This is a genomic window from Paenalcaligenes hominis (assembly GCF_041359055.1).
GTDB lineage: Bacteria > Pseudomonadota > Gammaproteobacteria > Burkholderiales > Burkholderiaceae_B > Paenalcaligenes > Paenalcaligenes hominis_A.
The window spans coordinates 89,106-107,236 of record NZ_JBGJKZ010000004.1 but is presented as its reverse complement, the minus strand read 5'-3'; the positions used below and the strand labels follow the sequence as shown (position 1 = coordinate 107,236).

Genomic DNA, 18,131 nt, shown 5'->3' with positions numbered 1-18,131 from the left:
ACTTTAATCAATGCAAAGGAGCGGGAGCAAAATCTAGCTCTTCAGGCAAGTAAGGATGGTCAAGCTCGCCTTGAGCGGTAGGAAAAGAGGGGGCGCTACAATCGTCACAGAAGTCAGGATCGTACAGACCGGCTAAGAACAGAATGGATTCGACCCCAAGCTCCGTTAAGATATTTTGAATAAGCAAAGCGCTATCCTCAAAAAGCGGGCTAGAGCGGTCGATTTCATCTTTGCTGAAAATAGGCCATACGCAGCCATATAAAATTTCAGCGTTGTTTTCAACGGTAAGCCCAATACGAAACTCTTCGGTATCGGAAACACCACAACGTGCTACCACTGCTGAGATTTCACTAGGTTCTGATTGCGTCACCAAACCTAGCCAGTTAACAGCGGCTTTAATTGCTAAGGGGCGCATGAGCTTATCGCTAGCTCGGGTATTAAAATAATAGCCATCAGGTGGTAAAAACTGGGTTTGGCAGCCAGCAAACATGGCACTTAATAGCTGCTCGCATTGTTCTTGCCAATGGGTTTGGCTTTGTTGTAATGCCAGCAATGGGTTTTTATGCTGCTGCCAAGCAAAGGCGGCACTGCCTTGGGGCGTAGCAATTGCACAAACAATAAACTTGGTATCGGCTAACAACGTAATACCGTCTTCAAGATGGTCTAGCTCAATGGTTGTGGTTTGTGCTTCAAGCGCCAAGCGCCCTAGTTGTGCTGTGAACTCATGGGTTAGCGCAAAGCTTTTAGGTAATTGATCAAAGCTTAACAACTGGCCAAGTACAGCCACTTTGGCTTCTGCGCCCGCATACGATTTCACCAACCCCAGTAGTTTTTCATGAAGTTCGTGACTGAGCTGGCCTTCGGGTAATTGATAGCGTGTCCAGGCTGCAATAGGCGCTGTTACTAACAATACGTCATAACGTTGGCCTTGGTGGCTTAGGGTGGCTGACTCGGCAAGGCCTTCAATTAAGCTAACCAAGACGTCATATAGCTCAAACTGTTCTGAGCTAGAAAGGTAGTCTAAAAGCTGCTCAAGTAGGGTGCTGTCGGAGTCCACTAACAGCTCTTGAACGGATTCGGTTAATTTGGCCTCCCAAAACTGATCCTCTAAACGTGAGCCCGAGTGATTAAGCGCTTCGATTAGACTGAGCAAATCGTGCGCTTTGTGATGCAGTACGGTGTTGGAGACGGTGGAGTCACCCATAGACATTCCTATCTAACAGCAAAACGTACAGTGTACCTGTCATCTAACAGAATAGCGATAAAAAACCCCTTGAGGCCAATGACCTCAAGGGGTTGATGAGAGTTAGAGCAGAGTCTTAGCCGATGGTGTCTGCAATTTCTTTGAACTCTTCGATTTGATCAAAGTTCATATAGCGATAGATGTCATCGCTGTTATTTTGCAGTATGCCCATATCGGCTAGGTATTCTTCGCGGGTAGGGATGCGACCTAGACGTGAGCAAATGGCAGCCAGCTCGGCAGAGCCCAAGAACACATTTGTGTTCTTACCTAGGCGGTTCGGGAAGTTGCGAGTACTGGTAGACATTACAGTAGCGCCTTCGCGAACTTGAGCTTGGTTACCCATGCACAGTGAACACCCTGGCATTTCCATGCGGGCACCGGCTACACCTAATACGCCGTAGTGACCTTCTTCGGTAAGTTGAGCCTGATCCATTTTGGTAGGAGGCGCAACCCATAGACGCGTAGGAATATCACGTTTGCCTTCAAGAAGCTTAGAGGCGGCTCGGAAGTGACCAATGTTGGTCATACAGCTACCAATAAACACCTCATCAATAGGTGTGCCAGCTACGTCAGAAAGTGATTTCACATCGTCTGGGTCGTTCGGGCACGCTACGATTGGCTCGTGAATTTCAGCAAGGTCGATTTCGATCACAGCAGCGTATTCGGCGTCGGCATCTGGCTCAAGCAGTTGTGGGTCTTCTAGCCATTCTTCCATGGCTTTGATGCGACGCATGATGGTGCGCTCGTCTTCGTAGCCATTTGCAATCATCCATTTCAAGAGGGTGATGTTGCTGTTGAGGTATTCAATGATGGGCTCTTTGTCTAGACGCACCGTACATGCTGCAGCAGAACGTTCAGCTGAGGCATCAGACAATTCAAAAGCTTGCTCAATTTTGAGGTTAGGTAGACCTTCGATTTCGAGAATACGACCAGAGAAAATATTCACTTTGCCTGATTTTTCTACGGTGAGTAGGCCTTGTTTGATGGCGTAGAACGGAATGGCATTAACCAAGTCGCGTAATGTAACACCAGGCTGCATTTCACCTTTGAAGCGTACCAATACGGACTCAGGCATATCTAAAGGCATAACACCTGTCGCCGCGGCAAAAGCCACTAGACCTGAGCCGGCAGGAAAGCTGATGCCAATTGGGAAGCGAGTATGGGAGTCGCCCCCTGTACCTACGGTATCAGGCAACAACATGCGGTTGAGCCAAGAGTGAATAATGCCATCGCCTGGGCGTAAGGAAACACCACCACGTGTGCTGATGAAATCTGGTAACTCGTGGTGAGTTTTTACGTCAATAGGCTTAGGATAGGCGGCCGTGTGACAGAAGGACTGCATCACTAGATCGGAAGAGAAGCCCAAGCAAGCTAAGTCTTTCAATTCGTCACGTGTCATGGGGCCGGTGGTATCTTGGCTACCCACTGTGGTCATGCGTGGTTCGCAATAGGTGCCAGGACGTACACCTTGGCCCTCAGGTAAACCACAAGCGCGACCCACCATTTTTTGAGCTAGAGTAAAACCTTTGCCTGAATCTTCAGGGGTGCTAGGCAGACGGAATAAATCAGTAGGAGGTAAGCGTAGCGCTTCACGTGCACGCGTGGTTAAACCGCGACCGATGATTAATGGAATACGGCCGCCAGCACGGACTTCGTCAAAGAGCACATCGGATTTAACGCTAAACTCGGCAATAACTACGCCATCTTTTAGGGCTTTGCCTTCGTAAGGGCGAAGTTCGATTACATCGCCCATTTCCATTTGGGATACATCTAGCTCGATGGGCAAAGCACCTGCATCTTCCATGGTGTTATAGAAAATAGGTGCAATTTTGCTGCCCAAACAAATGCCGCCAAAACGTTTGTTTGGAACATAAGGAATGTCTTCGCCAGTAAACCACAACACAGAGTTTGTGGCAGATTTACGAGAGGAACCTGTACCAACTACATCACCTACATAGGCAACAATATTGCCTTTCTCTTTAAGCTCGTTGATGAGTTTAATGGGGCCAACTTTACCTGGCTCGTCTGGTTCGATACCTGAACGCGGGTTTTTCAACATAGCCAGCGCATGCAGGGGAATGTCAGGGCGGCTCCACGCATCAGGAGCAGGTGACAAGTCATCGGTGTTGGTTTCGCCAGTGACTTTGAAAACAGTAATGGTCAAGCTTTCGGGAACTTCTGGACGTGAAGTAAACCACTCGGCATCAGCCCAGCTTTGCAATACTTGTTGAGCGTACACGTTGCCTTGGTTGGCTTTTTCTTTGACATCGTAAAACGCGTCAAACATTAACAGCGTGTGTTTTAGGCCTTCGGCTGCCACAGGAGCAAGCTCGTCGTCGTCAAGTAACTGAATTAACGGGGCAATATTATAACCACCCAACATAGTACCGAGTAATTCGGTAGCGCGTTTTTTGTCAAACAGCGTATTGCTTTCGGTGCCTAGGGCAACCGCAGCTAAATAAGACGCTTTAACTTTGGCCGCATCATCCACACCAGCAGGAACGCGGTGAGTAATGAGGTCTAGCAAAAAATCTTCCTCGCCTGCGGGCGGGTTTTTAATGAGTTCGATGAGATCGGCGGTTTGTTGCGCAGATAAGGGAAGCGCAGGGATGCCTAACGCAGCGCGTTCGGCAACGTGTTGGCGATAAGTTTCCAGCATGTTGCGGCCTATTGAGGTTAGTGAGTTGAATCTAAGCTACGAGTAGCTGTGGTCTATATGTATTGTATGAGTAAGTGTGGTGCTAAGCAATGGTCTTATATAAGACATAAGACTTAGTGGACAGTCAGGTCATTAAATTCGGGATGACGTTGTAAATACGTTGCGGTATAACTACAAACTGCACGTACGCGCCATTGGTTATTTCGTGCTGTACGCAGGGCTGCTTGAGTTAAAGCGGCGGCAATGCCTTGACCGTTTAGCGCTTTAGGCACATACGTATGAACTATGGTCATCACCTCATCGTGCAAGTGATAGTCCACAAAACTAAGCAACCCTTGGTGCTCATACTCGAAACGGGATTTTTCGGTGTTGTGATGAATTGCTAAGGACATAAGCCACCTCGTTAAAAAAGCCACCTAAGTCGCTTTCAGGTAGAGTTAACGTGCATTAATTGAAACAAATTCGCGCGGTTCTGGGCCAACATAGTTAGCGGTAGGGCGAATGATCTTACCATCTTGGCGTTGTTCTATAACATGGGCAGCCCAACCCGCTGTGCGAGCAATCACAAATAACGGTGTAAACATCGAGGTAGGCACACCCATGCGGTGATAAGCCACAGCAGCATACCAGTCAAGATTAGGGAACATTTTTTTCTCATTCCACATTAACTGCTCAATGCGTTCAGCAATTTGGAAAAGCTCAGGGCTTTGAGCTTGATCCGATAGCTGGCGTGCTGTTTCTTTGATTACAGCATTACGTGGATCAGAGACTGTGTAAACAGGGTGACCAAAACCAATAATAACTTCTCGCTTTTGTATACGTTCGCGTATGTCGGCTTCAGCCTCGTCTGCTGAGTCATAACGCTGCTGTATTTCTAAAGCCACTTCATTGGCACCACCATGTTTTGGTCCTCGTAATGCGCCTATGGCTCCGCTGATGGCTGAATACATGTCTGAACCTGTGCCGGTAATAACTCGGCTGGTAAACGTCGAGGCATTGAACTCGTGCTCGGCGTACAGGTTCATTGACACATTCATTGCTTCTACCCATTCATGGCTGGGTTTTTTTTGATGCAGTAAATGCAAAAAATGCTCGGCGATACTGTTATCGTCGGTTTGCACATCAATGATTTCACCACGATGACTATAGTGATACCAGTACAACAAGGCGGAGCCAAGTGAAGCAATAAGCTGATCGGCAATATCACGAGCACCGGCTACAGGCTGTGATTCTTTTTCAGGCAATACGCAACCTAAAACGGAAACAGCTGTACGCAGCACATCCATGGGATGGCTAGAAGCGGGCAAACACTCTAAAACGCGTGTCAGATCGTTAGGTAGACCACGTAAGCTTGTGAGTTTTTGTTTGTAGTGGCTCAGTTGGCTAGGGGTAGGTAATTTGCCATAAATTAATAAGTAGGCAATTTCCTCAAAATCACAGACAGGCGCTAAATCTAAAATATCGTAACCGCGATAAAACAAGGCATTGCCACTGGCACCGACTGCACTCAGGGCAGTATTGCCTGCTACGATTCCAGATAGAGCCACTGATTTTTTAGGACGTGGACTTTGCTCGGTGGTTGTCATTGGTCTCCTCCTTATGAGAGTGAATTAGGCAGGCTTCAATAATGAGCCACACCTAACATAACAAAAAGCCCGAATAAATCGGGCTTCGTTTCGAGTTAGGGCAGTAAATCCTTCACACCTTCGCGCTCTTCGAGGAGTTCGTTTAGGGTGTGGTCCATGCGCTCGCGAGAAAACTCGTCAATGTCTAACCCTTCAACCAGTTTGTACTCACCGTTTTCAGTGGTGACAGGGAAGCCGTAGATAATGCCTTCAGGTATGCCGTAAGAACCATCGGAAGGAATACCCATCGTGACCCATTTGCCATTTGAGCCCAAGACCCAATCATGAATATGGTCAATCGCGGCATTAGCAGCAGAGGCTGCAGACGATAAACCGCGTGCTTCAATAATAGCTGCCCCGCGTTTACCTACCGTTGGAATGAACGTGTCTTTGTTCCACGCATCGTCATTGATTTTGTCTTTTAAGCTAGCACCGTTGACCGTAGCAAAGCGAATGTCGGGGTACATAGTAGGAGAGTGGTTACCCCAGACGACGAGCTTCTCAATATCAGCAACAGCCACATCTGCTTTGTCCGCTAGCTGAGACAAGGCACGATTGTGGTCTAGGCGCAGCATAGCTGTGAAGTTTTTAGCAGGTAAATCTGGAGCAGATTTCATTGCAATATACGCATTGGTATTAGCTGGGTTACCCACAACTAATACTTTTACATCGCGGCTAGCCACGTCATTGAGAGCTTTACCCTGTTCGGTAAAGATTTTTGCGTTAACAGCCAATAGGTCTTTGCGTTCCATGCCTGGACCACGCGGGCGAGCACCTACGAGTAAGGCGATGTCGGCGTCTTTGAATGCTTCACGCGGATCGCTGTGAGCAGTCATGCCTTGTAGCAATGGGAAAGCGCAATCGTCTAATTCCATCATCACGCCTTTTAAGGCTTGTTGTGCTTTTTCATCAGGAATTTCAAGCAGTTGCAAAATAACAGGCTGATCTTTTCCTAGCATTTCGCCAGAAGCAATACGAAATAACAGGGCGTAACCAATTTGACCAGCGGCACCAGTAACGGCGACGCGCATTGCGGGTTTGCTCATGAGAGTTGACTCCAATTGTTGGAAAACAAGGTACAGCTTTTGCTAGAGTTTAATGCTTTTTGTTGGCTTGACCAACTCGCTTTATACGCTATTTCTCTTGTATCTTATATAAGACACAAGAGTGTTAGACAGAAAGTCGTTTGCATGCCAAAATATGGCTTACTTCTTTTTTTCGTAGCCAATGACCTGCCTGCTAACGCATTGATTTGGTATTACATATATTATGTCTGAATCTAACTCAGTCTCACAATCTAATCCTGAGCGCAGCACGGCCTATAGTCCACTGTATCAACAGATTAAAGCCCTGCTCTTAAAAAGCTTAGACCAAGGCGAGTGGAAGCCAGGCGAGGCCATTCCTAGCGAATTAGACTTGGCGGCACGCTTTCAGGTCAGCCAGGGTACGGTGCGCAAAGCCATTGACGAGTTGGCCGCTGATAACTTGTTAATTCGTCGTCAAGGCAAAGGTACCTTTGTTTCTACTCACAACGAGGCCAAGGTTCGTTACCGTTTTCTACGTCTTACGCCCGACGATGGTCATCAGCCTACCACTAGCAGTGAAATTATTGGCTTTTCTCGTATTAAGGCACCCGCTCTTATTGCTAACCTACTAGCGTTACGCACCGTGGACACTGTAATTAACATCCAACGCGTTTTGTCGTTTGATAATAAACCTACCATTTTGGATAACATTTGGTTACCTGCGCATGTGTTTAAAGGGCTTAATTCCGAGGCGGTTAATCAAAACAGAGAGCCGCTTTATGCGTGGTTCGAGGGCGAGTTTGGCGTAAGCATGTTGCGTGCAGATGAAAGCGTGCGTGCGGTAGCTGCCGATCCCGACGCCGCAAGTCGACTCCAAGTTGCCGAAGGTACGCCTTTACTACAGGTCGAGCGGGTTGCTTATACGTATGGGGAACGCCCCATGGAGGTGCGTCAGGGGCTCTATATCACTGATCATTTTCACTACAGAAATAGTCTAAATTAAAATTATTGGACAGTTTATCTGCGTGATTTCCCTAAATGGGGGAAAATAAGACAGATCTGTTCGATTGGTATTTATTAGAAATTATTTTTTACTTCGAGGCCTTAATGTCTGATACCGCCCAAAAGCAGCGTCCGCAGTATCGCAATGTCAGCGTGCCGCAGATATTGTCATACCGCATGCCACTGGCTGCTAAAACATCGATCTTGCATCGAATCAGTGGTGCTTTGTTATTTCTTTCGTTGCCTGTGATTATTTTACCGCTGTTAGCCATGAGCCTTAGCTCAGCGTCTGGCTTTGCCGCACTAAGTGTAGTGTTTGGTAACCCAGCAGTGAAAATCGTTGTTTTGGCGTTGATCTGGGCTTACTTGCACCATTTCTGTGCGGGCATTCGTTACTTAGCCTTAGACCTAGGCAAAGGTAATGACAAGTACAGTGCGAACAAAAGCGCCGCTTCCGTTCTTATCGTAAGCCTAACTTTAACTTTTGTGTTTGCTCTTAAACTGTTCGGAGTATTCTAATGGCCCAGGAACGCATTGGTACAAAACGGCTGGTAGTTGGCGCACACTACGGCACAATGGACTTTATTGTGCAGCGCATTACGGCTGTGATCATGATCATTTATACCCTCGTGTTTCTTGTTGGGGTGCTTTTCACTCCCGAACTGAATTACGAAGGCTGGCGTAATCTTTTTGCTTTTAAAGCTTTTGGAGCCTTGCCAATTGGTCAGCTCTTAACGACTTTGTTTTTCATCTCATTGGCATGGCACGCTTGGATTGGCGTCCGTGATATCTGGATGGATTACGTAAAACCGACTGGCTTGCGTTTGGCTCTACAAGCACTAACGCTCTTGTGGCTAGCCGGCTGTATTATTTATTTTGCACAAATTATCTGGAGCCTGTAACCGTGGCTGCTATTAAAACTTCTTTACCACGCCGCCAGTTTGATGTGGTGGTAGTTGGAGCCGGCGGTGCCGGAATGCGCTGTTCCCTACAACTTGCCGAGGCAGGCTTATCTGTAGCGGTGCTCTCCAAAGTTTTCCCAACTCGTTCCCATACAGTGGCTGCCCAGGGTGGTGTTAGCGCTGCATTAGGAAACATGAGCGAAGACCATTGGTACTGGCATATGTACGATACCGTTAAAGGTTCAGACTGGCTAGGTGACCAAGACGCTATTGAGTTCATGTGTCGCGAAGCCCCCAATGCGGTGTACGAGCTAGAGCACTTTGGTATGCCTTTTGACCGTAATGCTGATGGCACCATTTATCAGCGTCCGTTTGGTGGACATACTGCTAATAACGGTGAAAAACCAGTACAGCGTGCCTGTGCAGTTGCGGATCGTACCGGACACGCCATGCTCCACACCTTGTATCAACGCAACGTAGCGGCTCGCACCAACTTCTTTGTTGAGTGGATGGCACTGGATTTATTACGTAACGAAGCCGGTGATGTGCTGGGTGTTACTGCTCTAGAAATGGAAACAGGGCAGATTTACATACTCGAAGGCAAACGCACTGTGTTGGCTACGGGTGGTGCTGGTCGCATTTGGGCCGCTTCCACTAATGCTTTTATCAACACCGGTGACGGTTTGGGTATGGCTGCACGTGCTGGTATTCCCCTTCAAGACATGGAGTTCTGGCAATTTCACCCTACAGGCGTAGCGGGTGCTGGTGTACTCATTACCGAAGGGGTGCGTGGCGAAGGCGGTATCTTGTTAAATAAAGACGGCGAGCGCTTTATGGAGCGTTATGCGCCTAACTTGAAAGACTTGGCACCACGCGACTTCGTATCGCGCTCTATGGACCAAGAAATTAAAGAAGGCCGTGGGTGTGGTCCTGATGGCAACTATGTGGTGTTAAAGCTAGACCATCTAGGTGCCGATACCATTTTAAAACGTTTGCCCTCCATTCGCGAAATTGCAATGAAGTTCGCTAACGTTGACCCCATTAAAGACCCCATTCCTGTTGTACCGACTATTCACTATCAAATGGGTGGTATTCCTACTAACTACTATGGTCAAGTCATGACCATGGATGCCCAAGGAAATAACCAGATAGTTAATAACTTATACGCTATTGGCGAGTGTGCAGCTACCAACGTTCACGGTGCGAACCGTCTTGGTACCAACTCGTTGCTTGACCTAATTGTATTTGGTCGCGCAGCGGGTAACCACATTGTGGAATCACACCCCGAGAAAGTTCATAGTCACGATGATATTCCCGACTGGTCTGTTGAGCAGTCTATGGATCGCGTTAATCGTCTAGAGTCCCGTACCTCTGGTCAACGTTCTCAAGAGGTTGCCGAGAAGATTCGTCAAACTATGCAAGCCCACTGTGGTGTGTTCCGCACCATGGATTTATTGCAAAAAGGCGAAGCGCTAATAGAAAGCTTAGCCCCCGAAGTCGAAGACATCTACTTCCAAGACAAATCCAAAGTGTTCAATACAGCACGTGTAGAGGCATTGGAAGTCGCCAATATGATTGAAGTGGCACGTGCAACGACTAAATCTGCTGCAAACCGTACCGAAAGTCGTGGTGCTCACGCACTCAACGATTACCCAGAGCGTAACGATGATGAGTGGTTGAAGCACTCTGTTTGGTTCTCAGAGGGCAGCACCTTGCGCTATAAACCTGTGCAAATGAAGCCTCTTTCCGCTGAGTCTATCGCTCCACAGCCACGCACTTTCTAAGTAGGTATTACGATGAGCAAACGCGTACTTAAATTTGAAATTTATCGCTACGACCCCGATAAGGACGAACGTCCTTATATGCAAAAGCTAGAGGTCGAGCTTGAGCCAACCGATAAAATGTTGTTGGATGCTTTGGTTCGCATCAAAAACAAGGTGGATGATAGCCTTTCTATTCGCCGCTCTTGCCGTGAGGGGGTTTGTGGCTCCGATGCCATGAACATCAATGGTAAAAACGGCTTGGCCTGTACCACTAACCTAAACGAGCTCAAGCAACCCATTGTGTTGCGTCCATTACCTGGTTTGCCGGTGGTGCGTGACCTGATCGTTGATATGACGCATTTCTTCGATCAGTACCATTCAGTGAAGCCGTATCTTATTAACGATACGCCTCCTCCTGAAAAAGAGCGTTTACAAACACCCGAGGCACGTGAAGAACTCGATGGTTTATACGAGTGTATTTTATGTGCATGTTGTTCAACATCATGTCCATCATTTTGGTGGAACCCTGATAAGTTCGTTGGTCCAGCAGGTTTGCTTCAAGCCTATCGCTTTATTGCAGATTCACGCGATCAAGCCACAGGTGAACGTTTGGATAATCTCGAAGATCCCTACCGCCTATTCCGCTGTCACACCATTATGAACTGTACCGATGTGTGTCCTAAAGGCTTAAATCCTTCGCATGCGATTGGCAAAATCAAGGAAATGTTGGTACGTAGAACCGTATAAGGGTAGGAAATGAGAACGTTAACTCAGTTAGAACGAGCCCGCTTACGTTGGCGTGCTCGCCGCGGATTACTTGAAAACGATTTGATCGTGACGCGGTTTTTGGATAAGTATGAAGCGGAACTAACTGATGTTGACGTTACCGCTTTGGATCGCTTGTTTTTGATGGGCGATTATGATCTTTTGGACGTGTTGTTAGCCCGTTCTGAACCTCAGGGCGAGTACGACAGCCCAGATATTCATCGTTTGGTCGCAATCATGCGATCGCTGTGATTTTTAAGGAAAGCAAAATGGAACTGTCAGACAAAAAAGCGACGCTGTCGTTTTCAGACGCTACCCCTGCAATAGAACTTCCTGTTTACAAAGGAACGATCGGTCCCGATGTCATCGACATACGCAAGCTCTACGGTCAAACAGATATGTTTACCTACGACCCAGGCTTTATGGCGACCGCTTCAACCGAGTCAGCGATTACCTATATTGATGGGGATAAGGGTCAGTTGTTGTATCGTGGTTACCCCATCGAGCAGCTTGCTAAAAACTGCGATTTCCTTGAGGTAAGCTATTTATTGCTAAATGGTGAATTACCAAACGCTGAGGAAAGACAAGCGTTTAATGAAACGGTAATGCAGCACACCATGGTCAAGCAGCAGATGCACAGCTTTATGCGTGGTTTCCGTGCTGATGCGCACCCAATGGCAATACTGACCGGTATGGTTGGCGCTATGTCTGCGTTCTATCATGACTCGACTGATATCACAAATCCAGAGCATCGCCGCATTTCTGCTATTCGCTTAATTGCCAAAATGCCAACCTTAGTGGCTTTGGCGTACAAGTTCGGGGTAGATCAGCCTTTCATGTACCCCAAAAATGATCTGTCTTATACAGGCAACTTTTTGCGCATGATGTTTGGTACACCTTGCGAAGACTACCAGGTCAACGAAGTGGTGGAGCGTGCTCTAGATCGTATCTTCATTCTTCATGCTGACCACGAACAAAATGCTTCGACGTCTACTGTTCGTTTATGTGGTTCCTCTGGCACAAACCCCTATGCCGCGATTTCTGCGGGTATTGCGTGTTTATGGGGTCCTGCTCACGGTGGTGCTAATGAAGCTTGTTTAAACATGCTCGAGCAAATTCAAGCCAATGGCGGTTTGGAAACCGTGGGTCAGTTCATGGAAAAAGTCAAAGACAAGTCTTCTGGCGTGCGTCTCATGGGCTTTGGTCATCGTGTATATAAAAACTACGATCCTCGCGCTAAGCTCATGCAAGAAACATGTAAAGAGGTGCTCGAGGCGCTTGGTTTAGAAAACGACCCATTGTTCAAGCTCGCTATGGAGCTAGAGCGTATAGCACTCGAAGACGACTACTTTGTTCAGCGTAAACTCTACCCCAACGTAGACTTCTACTCCGGTATTGTGCAACGTGCGATTGGTATTCCTACCGAGCTATTCACAGGTATTTTTGCTTTGGCACGTACTGTGGGTTGGATTGCCCAGTGGGATGAGATGATTTCAGATCCTAACTACAAAATTGGTCGTCCTCGTCAGCTTTACACTGGCTACGCGGCTCGCGATATATAATTATACATCGCATAAAAAAACGCTCCTTGTAGGAGCGTTTTTTATTGAACGTATGGCTTAGGCTTGTTCCTGTTGGGCCAGTTCGGTGGCTTCAAGAGCAGCAATAGCAGTCATATTAATAATACGACGTGTAGTTGTGCTCGTGGTAAGAATATGCACTGGACGTGCAGCACCTAATAAAATAGGGCCCATTGCAACACCGTTACTGCCTGCCATTTTTAAGATATTGTAAGTGATATTGCCCGCGTCTAGGTTTGGCGTAATAAGCAGGTTGGCTGGTGCCGTTAGGGTAGAGTCGGGGTGCGCTTTAAAACGAATGCGGTTAGACAGGGCAGAGTCAGCATGCATTTCACCGTCGATTTCCAAATCGGGCGCACGCTCAATGATTAATTGACGTGCTAAGGCCATTTTACGAGAAGACTCGGTAGAGCGACTGCCAAAGTTAGAGTGCGAAAGCAACGCTACACGGGGTACCAAGCCGAACTGTCGGACTTTTTCAGCAGCCATCAGGGTGATATCAGCGATTTCTTCGGCGCTAGGGTTTTCATTTACATGCGTATCACACACAAAAATATTTTGTGTGGGTAGCATTAGTGCATTCATAGCGGCGAAAACAGAAGCGTCGTCTTTACGACCAATGATTTCATCGACGTGAACTAGCTGATGATCAAAGCGAGTGGTAACACCACAAATCATGGCATCAGCATCGCCACGACGAATAAGCATAGCGCCAATTAAGGTGTTGTGCTTACGCACCAAGGCTTTGGCAATTTCAGGGGTAACGCCTTCGCGACCTTTGATTTGGTAGTAGGCTTGCCAGGTTTCATTAAAGCGGTAGTCGTCTTCAGGGTCTACAATTTCAAAGTTAACGCCAGCCTGCAAACGCAAACCATAGCGTTTGATACGCATTTCAATCACAGAAGGACGACCCACCAAGATAGGGTAGGCTAGTTTTTCGTCAACCACGGTCTGGGCTGCACGCAACACGCGCTCGTCTTCACCATCGGCGTAAATAACACGTTTTAGATCAGTAAGCTCTTTGGCTTGCTTGAACAAGGGGCGCATTAACGCACCAGAGCGATAGGTCATGGCGATGAGGCGCTGACGGTATGCCTCGAGGTCTTCGATAGGGCGGCTAGCTACTCCGGTTTCCATAGCGGCTTTAGCTACGGCAGGCGCAATACGTGCAATTAAGCGTGGATCGAAGGGTTTGGGGATAATGTATTCTGGACCAAAACCTAAGTCGGTGTCTGTGTCGCTATTGACGTCATCGTATTGTTCTTCGCGAGCAAGATGTGCAATGGCCTCAACACAAGCGCGCTTCATTTCTTCGTTAATTTCAGTGGCACCACAATCTAAAGCACCGCGGAAAATAAAGGGGAAACAAAGAACGTTATTGACTTGGTTTGGGTAGTCCGAACGTCCGGTAGCAATGACCACATCAGGACGAGTGGCTTTAGCAACTTCAGGACGGATTTCTGGGTCGGGGTTAGCCAAAGCCAAAACTAGAGGGCGCTCATTCATGGTGAGCAGCATTTCGGGGGTAAGCAAGCCGGGACCAGAGCAACCTAAGAAAATATCTGCACCATTGACTGCATCGGCCAGTGTACGGAACTCGGTGTCTTGCGCAAACTCAGCTTTATGGTGCTCCATATTGTCTTCGCGGCCTTTCCAGATAATACCGCGCGAATCGCTAACAAAAATATTTTCACGTGGTAGACCGAGATTCACGAGCAAATTTAAACATGCAATAGCTGCTGCACCCGCGCCAGAACAAACCAAACGAACTTCATTGATTTTCTTGTTGACGACTTCGAGGCCGTTAATAATAGCAGCTGAGGCAATAATAGCTGTACCGTGTTGGTCATCGTGGAAGACCGGGATCTTCATACGTTTGCGTAATTCGGTTTCTATGTAGAAACACTCAGGTGCTTTGATGTCTTCGAGGTTAATGCCGCCTAAAGTGGGTTCCATGGCAGCAATAATATCGACTAGTTTTTCTGGGTCGTTTTCTGCTAGTTCAATATCAAATACATCAATGCCAGCAAATTTTTTGAATAAGCAGCCTTTACCTTCCATTACCGGTTTGGAGGCCAAAGGACCGATATTGCCTAAACCAAGCACCGCTGTACCATTGCTGATGACACCCACAAGGTTAGCGCGAGACGTGTATTTGGCAGCGGCCTCGTCACCATCTTCGTGAATAGCCATACAAGCAAAAGCAACACCAGGAGAATATGCAAGCGATAAGTCGTCTGCATCGGCTAATGTTTTAGTGGGTACAACAGAAATTTTGCCTGGTGTAGGGTGGGCGTGGTAATCCAGCGCGCGTTGAGCTAGATCTGATTTGGCTTCCATGTTGGAATGCTCCTGAGTGATAAATCAAAACAATAAAACTAATTCTAACCTGTAGTATCTGCTACGTGTGTAGAGTCTCTTTATATACTGAAATCACAGCTTTTACATGCTGCGACGCACCATGTAATTTGTTCGTAAATGCCAACACTTATATAAGAGTTGAACATTTTCTCTTTGCTAAGATACAACTAGGCCTTTAGTGATATATACTGAATAGAATCGCTGTGAAAGGCGTTACGTGCCTTCTGCTCTGCTATCCGCTAACCGGTGAAGCCGTGTCGCGGAAGGTTTTCCTGCATCAAGATGGGTGAAGCATCCATATAGGTGAAGCGTTATAACTATGTCATCGCAAACTGAACTGCAATCTACCTCGTACCTTTTTGGTTCAAATGCGACTTATGTCGAAGAACTGTACGAGCTATATCTGGATAATCCATCCTCAGTTCCATCTGAGTGGCGAGATTATTTTGATCAACTCCAACATCTACCTGCAACGGACGGTAAAGAAGCTACGCGTGATCAAGCGCATAGCCCTATTATTCAATCCTTTGCAGAGCGCGCTAAAGCCAATGCCTTAGCTGTGCGTACAGGTGCTCCGGATCTTTCCGTAGCGACCAAACAAGTTTCTGTTCAATCTCTAATCGCGGCTTACCGCTCTTTAGGCGCGCGTCTAGCGGCTCTAGACCCCCTAAAACGAACCGAGCGAGCCGCCTATGCTGAACTCGATCCTGCTTTTTATGGCCTAACCGAGGCCGATCTCGATCAAGTCTACTCCGCTACCAACACCTACTTCACCAAATCAGACACCATGACGTTGCGCGATATGCTCAAAGCATTGCGTGACACCTATTGTCAAACTATTGGTGCAGAGTTCATGTATATGTCTGATCCAGTCGCAAAGCGCTGGATCCAAGAGCGTCTAGAGTCAGTCCATGGTCGTATGGATTTCAGCGCCGATCAAAAGCGCAACATCTTGCAGCAGCTCACCGAAGCCGAAGGCCTAGAGCGTTTCTTGCATACCAAATACGTAGGTCAAAAGCGTTTCTCCCTTGAAGGGGGCGAAAGCTTTATCGCATGTATGGACGAGGTGGTTAACCACGGTAGCGACCTAGGCGTCCAAGAAGTTATTGTCGGTATGGCTCACCGTGGCCGTTTAAACATGTTGGTTAATATCATGGGTAAAATGCCCGCCGACTTGTTTGCCGAATTCGAAGGAAAGCACGCTGAAAACCTTACCGATGGTGACGTAAAATACCACAACGGTTTCTCCAGCGACCTATCTGCACGTGGTGGCGCGGTTCATTTGTCACTAGCGTTTAACCCCTCCCACCTAGAAATCGTCAACCCTGTGGTCGAGGGCAGCACCCGTGCTCGCCAAGACCGTCGTGGCGATGCTGCAGGCGAACAGGTTTTACCTGTGCTTGTGCATGGTGATGCCGCGTTTGCAGGTCAGGGCGTGGTAATGGAAACCCTTAACCTAGCCCAAACTCGCGGTTACGGTACCGGCGGTACGCTACATATTGTTATCAATAACCAAATTGGTTTTACTACTTCCGACCCACGCGATACACGCTCCACGCTGTATTGTACGGACGTAGTAAAAATGATCGAAGCCCCTGTGTTCCACGTCAACGCGGATGATCCAGAGGCGGTAGCTTTTGTTACGCAGCTGGCGTTGGACTATCGCCAAACATTCCGTCATGACGTAGTGATCGATCTAGTTTGTTACCGCAAGCTCGGTCACAACGAACAAGACACCCCATCGCTCACCCAGCCTTTAATGTACAAAGCGGTTGCTCAGCACCCAGGTACACGCAAGCTCTATGCAGACAAACTTGTCGCTCAGGGCATTTTGGCTGAAAACGAGCCCGACGAAATGGTTAAAGCCTATCGTCAACTGATGGAAGACGGTCAGCGCACGGTCGAGCCCGTGCTTACTGATTACAAAAACAAGTACGCAACAGACTGGACTCCTTTCCTTAACGCCAAGTGGACAGACCACGCTGATACTGGCCTGCCTCTTGCCGAGTTAACGCGTATTGGTGAAAAAATCACTTCTGTGCCCGAGGGCTTTAATGTACACCCCCTAGTTAAACGTATGCTGAACGACCGCCGTGCTATGGTGCGTGGTGAGCAAAGCATCGACTGGGGTATGGGCGAGCACTTAGCTTTTGCTTCCCTAGTAGCCAATGGCTACACCGTACGTATTACAGGTCAGGATTCTGGCCGTGGTACCTTTGTACACCGTCATGCTGTATTGCACGACCAAAACCGTGAGCGTTGGGACGATGGTACCTACATTCCATTGCAAAACGTAGCCGAAAACCAAGCCAATTTCACTGTTATTGACTCGGTCTTGTCCGAGGAGGCCGTGTTGGCGTTTGAATACGGTTATGCCTCTGCCGAGCCCAATACACTCACTATTTGGGAAGCCCAGTTTGGTGACTTCGTAAATGGTGCTCAAGTCGTTATTGACCAGTTTATTGCCTCGGGTGAAGCCAAATGGGGTCGTCATTGTGGTTTAACCATGATGCTACCGCACGGCTACGAAGGCCAAGGCCCTGAGCACTCCTCAGCACGCCTAGAGCGCTTTTTGCAGTTATGCGCCGACAACAATATGCAAGTGGTTCAGCCCACAACGGGCGCACAGATTTTCCATGTGTTGCGTCGTCAAATGTTACGTCCTTTCCGCAAGCCTTTGGTATTGCTTACACCAAAATCCTTGTTACGTAATAAAGCCGCTACTTCACCACTTTCCGAGCTAGTCGAAGGCAACTTTAAGCCTGTTATCGGTGAAACTCAAGATCACATCAAAGCAGATAAAGTAAAACGTGTGTTGGTTTGTTCTGGCAAGGTCTATTACGATCTTATCAATGCCCGCACCGAACGCGAACGAGACGATGTGGCCGTGATTCGTATCGAGCAGTTATACCCGTTTGCGCACAAATCCTACCAAGAAGAGCTTCGTAAATACCCCAACGCAACAGAGCTGGTTTGGGTACAAGACGAACCTCAAAACCAAGGCGCTTGGTTCTACATTCAGCATCACCTAGTAGAAAACATGACAGCAAATCAAAAGCTCAGCTATGCGGGCCGTGCGGCGTCATCTTCTCCTGCTGTGGGCTATTTGGCCAAGCACAACGAACAGCAAAAAGCGCTGATTGATCAAGCATTTGCTGACAATATCAAAGGTTTTTCGCTCTCTAGATAGTGCGCTAATAACATAA

Annotated in this window: 14 protein-coding genes; 8 read left to right on the top strand and 6 right to left on the bottom strand. The window is 47.7% G+C overall.

The features are described from left to right. Positions 1 to 7 precede the first annotated feature (7 nt). The 5 genes from ACBP46_RS10360 to ACBP46_RS10340 all read right to left on the bottom strand — a co-directional run bounded on the left by ACBP46_RS10360 (position 8) and on the right by ACBP46_RS10340 (position 6,573). A complete protein-coding gene (locus ACBP46_RS10360) occupies positions 8 to 1,204 on the bottom strand; it encodes a DUF2863 family protein (RefSeq protein ID WP_371016665.1) in 1,197 nt (398 codons plus the stop codon). A 115-nt stretch (positions 1,205 to 1,319) separates the two neighbouring features. Next, positions 1,320 to 3,902 carry a bifunctional aconitate hydratase 2/2-methylisocitrate dehydratase gene (acnB, locus tag ACBP46_RS10355; protein ID WP_371016664.1) on the bottom strand — a complete coding sequence of 861 codons (2,583 nt, stop codon included), beginning with the start codon at positions 3,900 to 3,902 and terminating at the stop codon, positions 1,320 to 1,322. Positions 3,903 to 4,015: 113 nt separating this feature from the next. Further along, complete coding sequence (locus tag ACBP46_RS10350; RefSeq protein WP_371016663.1) at positions 4,016 to 4,294, bottom strand: GNAT family N-acetyltransferase; 279 nt, start codon at positions 4,292 to 4,294, stop codon at positions 4,016 to 4,018. A 45-nt stretch (positions 4,295 to 4,339) separates the two neighbouring features. Further along, a complete protein-coding gene (gene prpC, locus ACBP46_RS10345) occupies positions 4,340 to 5,488 on the bottom strand; it encodes a bifunctional 2-methylcitrate synthase/citrate synthase (RefSeq protein ID WP_371016662.1) in 1,149 nt (382 codons plus the stop codon). Between the two features lie 95 nt (positions 5,489 to 5,583). Continuing rightward, positions 5,584 to 6,573 carry a malate dehydrogenase gene (locus ACBP46_RS10340; RefSeq protein WP_371016661.1) on the bottom strand — a complete coding sequence of 330 codons (990 nt, stop codon included), beginning with the start codon at positions 6,571 to 6,573 and terminating at the stop codon, positions 5,584 to 5,586. Between the two features lie 223 nt (positions 6,574 to 6,796). Here ACBP46_RS10340 and ACBP46_RS10335 point away from each other — a divergent pair, with 223 nt between their 5' ends. From ACBP46_RS10335 to ACBP46_RS10305, 7 genes are all read left to right on the top strand, one after another. Next, the gene (locus tag ACBP46_RS10335) at positions 6,797 to 7,555 is read left to right on the top strand and encodes a GntR family transcriptional regulator (protein WP_371016660.1); all 759 of its coding nucleotides are present in this window, start codon (positions 6,797 to 6,799) and stop codon (positions 7,553 to 7,555) included. A 104-nt stretch (positions 7,556 to 7,659) separates the two neighbouring features. Beyond that, positions 7,660 to 8,073 carry a succinate dehydrogenase, cytochrome b556 subunit gene (gene sdhC / locus ACBP46_RS10330; protein ID WP_371016659.1) on the top strand — a complete coding sequence of 138 codons (414 nt, stop codon included), beginning with the start codon at positions 7,660 to 7,662 and terminating at the stop codon, positions 8,071 to 8,073. Beyond that, on the top strand, positions 8,073 to 8,456 hold the full coding sequence (gene sdhD / locus ACBP46_RS10325; RefSeq protein WP_371016658.1) for a succinate dehydrogenase, hydrophobic membrane anchor protein: 384 nt from the start codon (positions 8,073 to 8,075) through the stop codon (positions 8,454 to 8,456). The genes sdhC and sdhD overlap by 1 nt, the downstream gene beginning before the upstream one ends. 2 nt (positions 8,457 to 8,458) lie before the next feature. Continuing rightward, entirely contained in the window at positions 8,459 to 10,240 is a 1,782-nt protein-coding gene (sdhA, locus tag ACBP46_RS10320; protein ID WP_371016657.1) for a succinate dehydrogenase flavoprotein subunit, read from the top strand. Positions 10,241 to 10,252: 12 nt separating this feature from the next. Continuing rightward, the gene (locus ACBP46_RS10315) at positions 10,253 to 10,966 is read left to right on the top strand and encodes a succinate dehydrogenase iron-sulfur subunit (protein WP_371016656.1); all 714 of its coding nucleotides are present in this window, start codon (positions 10,253 to 10,255) and stop codon (positions 10,964 to 10,966) included. 9 nt (positions 10,967 to 10,975) lie between these two features. After that, positions 10,976 to 11,236, top strand: a complete 261-nt coding sequence (locus tag ACBP46_RS10310) for an FAD assembly factor SdhE (RefSeq protein WP_077734787.1) — start codon at positions 10,976 to 10,978, stop codon at positions 11,234 to 11,236. A 17-nt stretch (positions 11,237 to 11,253) separates the two neighbouring features. Then, positions 11,254 to 12,546 (top strand): citrate synthase, encoded by a 1,293-nt coding sequence (locus ACBP46_RS10305; protein WP_371016655.1) that lies wholly within the window; start codon positions 11,254 to 11,256, stop codon positions 12,544 to 12,546. 57 nt (positions 12,547 to 12,603) lie between these two features. Here the strand turns inward: ACBP46_RS10305 and ACBP46_RS10300 are convergent, their stop codons facing one another. Beyond that, positions 12,604 to 14,904, bottom strand: coding sequence for an NADP-dependent malic enzyme (locus ACBP46_RS10300; RefSeq protein WP_371016654.1), 2,301 nt, complete (start codon positions 14,902 to 14,904; stop codon positions 12,604 to 12,606). A 340-nt stretch (positions 14,905 to 15,244) separates the two neighbouring features. Between ACBP46_RS10300 and ACBP46_RS10295 the strand changes: the two genes are divergently transcribed. Continuing rightward, the gene (locus ACBP46_RS10295) at positions 15,245 to 18,115 is read left to right on the top strand and encodes a 2-oxoglutarate dehydrogenase E1 component (protein WP_371016653.1); all 2,871 of its coding nucleotides are present in this window, start codon (positions 15,245 to 15,247) and stop codon (positions 18,113 to 18,115) included. The last annotated feature ends 16 nt before the right edge of the window (positions 18,116 to 18,131 follow it).

Excerpts from the sequence above, each read along its gene's own strand:
- ACBP46_RS10310 (WP_077734787.1), top strand. The coding sequence starts at position 10,976 with ATGAGAACGTTAACTCAGTTAGAACGAGCCCGCTTACGTTGGCGTGCT.
- ACBP46_RS10360 (WP_371016665.1), bottom strand. The coding sequence starts at position 1,204 with ATGGGTGACTCCACCGTCTCCAACACCGTACTGCATCACAAAGCGCAC.
- ACBP46_RS10340 (WP_371016661.1), bottom strand. The coding sequence starts at position 6,573 with ATGAGCAAACCCGCAATGCGCGTCGCCGTTACTGGTGCCGCTGGTCAA.
- ACBP46_RS10315 (WP_371016656.1), top strand. The coding sequence starts at position 10,253 with ATGAGCAAACGCGTACTTAAATTTGAAATTTATCGCTACGACCCCGAT.
- sdhC (WP_371016659.1), top strand. The coding sequence starts at position 7,660 with ATGTCTGATACCGCCCAAAAGCAGCGTCCGCAGTATCGCAATGTCAGC.
- ACBP46_RS10300 (WP_371016654.1), bottom strand. The coding sequence starts at position 14,904 with ATGGAAGCCAAATCAGATCTAGCTCAACGCGCGCTGGATTACCACGCC.
- ACBP46_RS10305 (WP_371016655.1), top strand. The coding sequence starts at position 11,254 with ATGGAACTGTCAGACAAAAAAGCGACGCTGTCGTTTTCAGACGCTACC.
- ACBP46_RS10350 (WP_371016663.1), bottom strand. The coding sequence starts at position 4,294 with ATGTCCTTAGCAATTCATCACAACACCGAAAAATCCCGTTTCGAGTAT.
- ACBP46_RS10335 (WP_371016660.1), top strand. The coding sequence starts at position 6,797 with ATGTCTGAATCTAACTCAGTCTCACAATCTAATCCTGAGCGCAGCACG.
- prpC (WP_371016662.1), bottom strand. The coding sequence starts at position 5,488 with ATGACAACCACCGAGCAAAGTCCACGTCCTAAAAAATCAGTGGCTCTA.
- sdhD (WP_371016658.1), top strand. The coding sequence starts at position 8,073 with ATGGCCCAGGAACGCATTGGTACAAAACGGCTGGTAGTTGGCGCACAC.
- ACBP46_RS10295 (WP_371016653.1), top strand. The coding sequence starts at position 15,245 with ATGTCATCGCAAACTGAACTGCAATCTACCTCGTACCTTTTTGGTTCA.
- acnB (WP_371016664.1), bottom strand. The coding sequence starts at position 3,902 with ATGCTGGAAACTTATCGCCAACACGTTGCCGAACGCGCTGCGTTAGGC.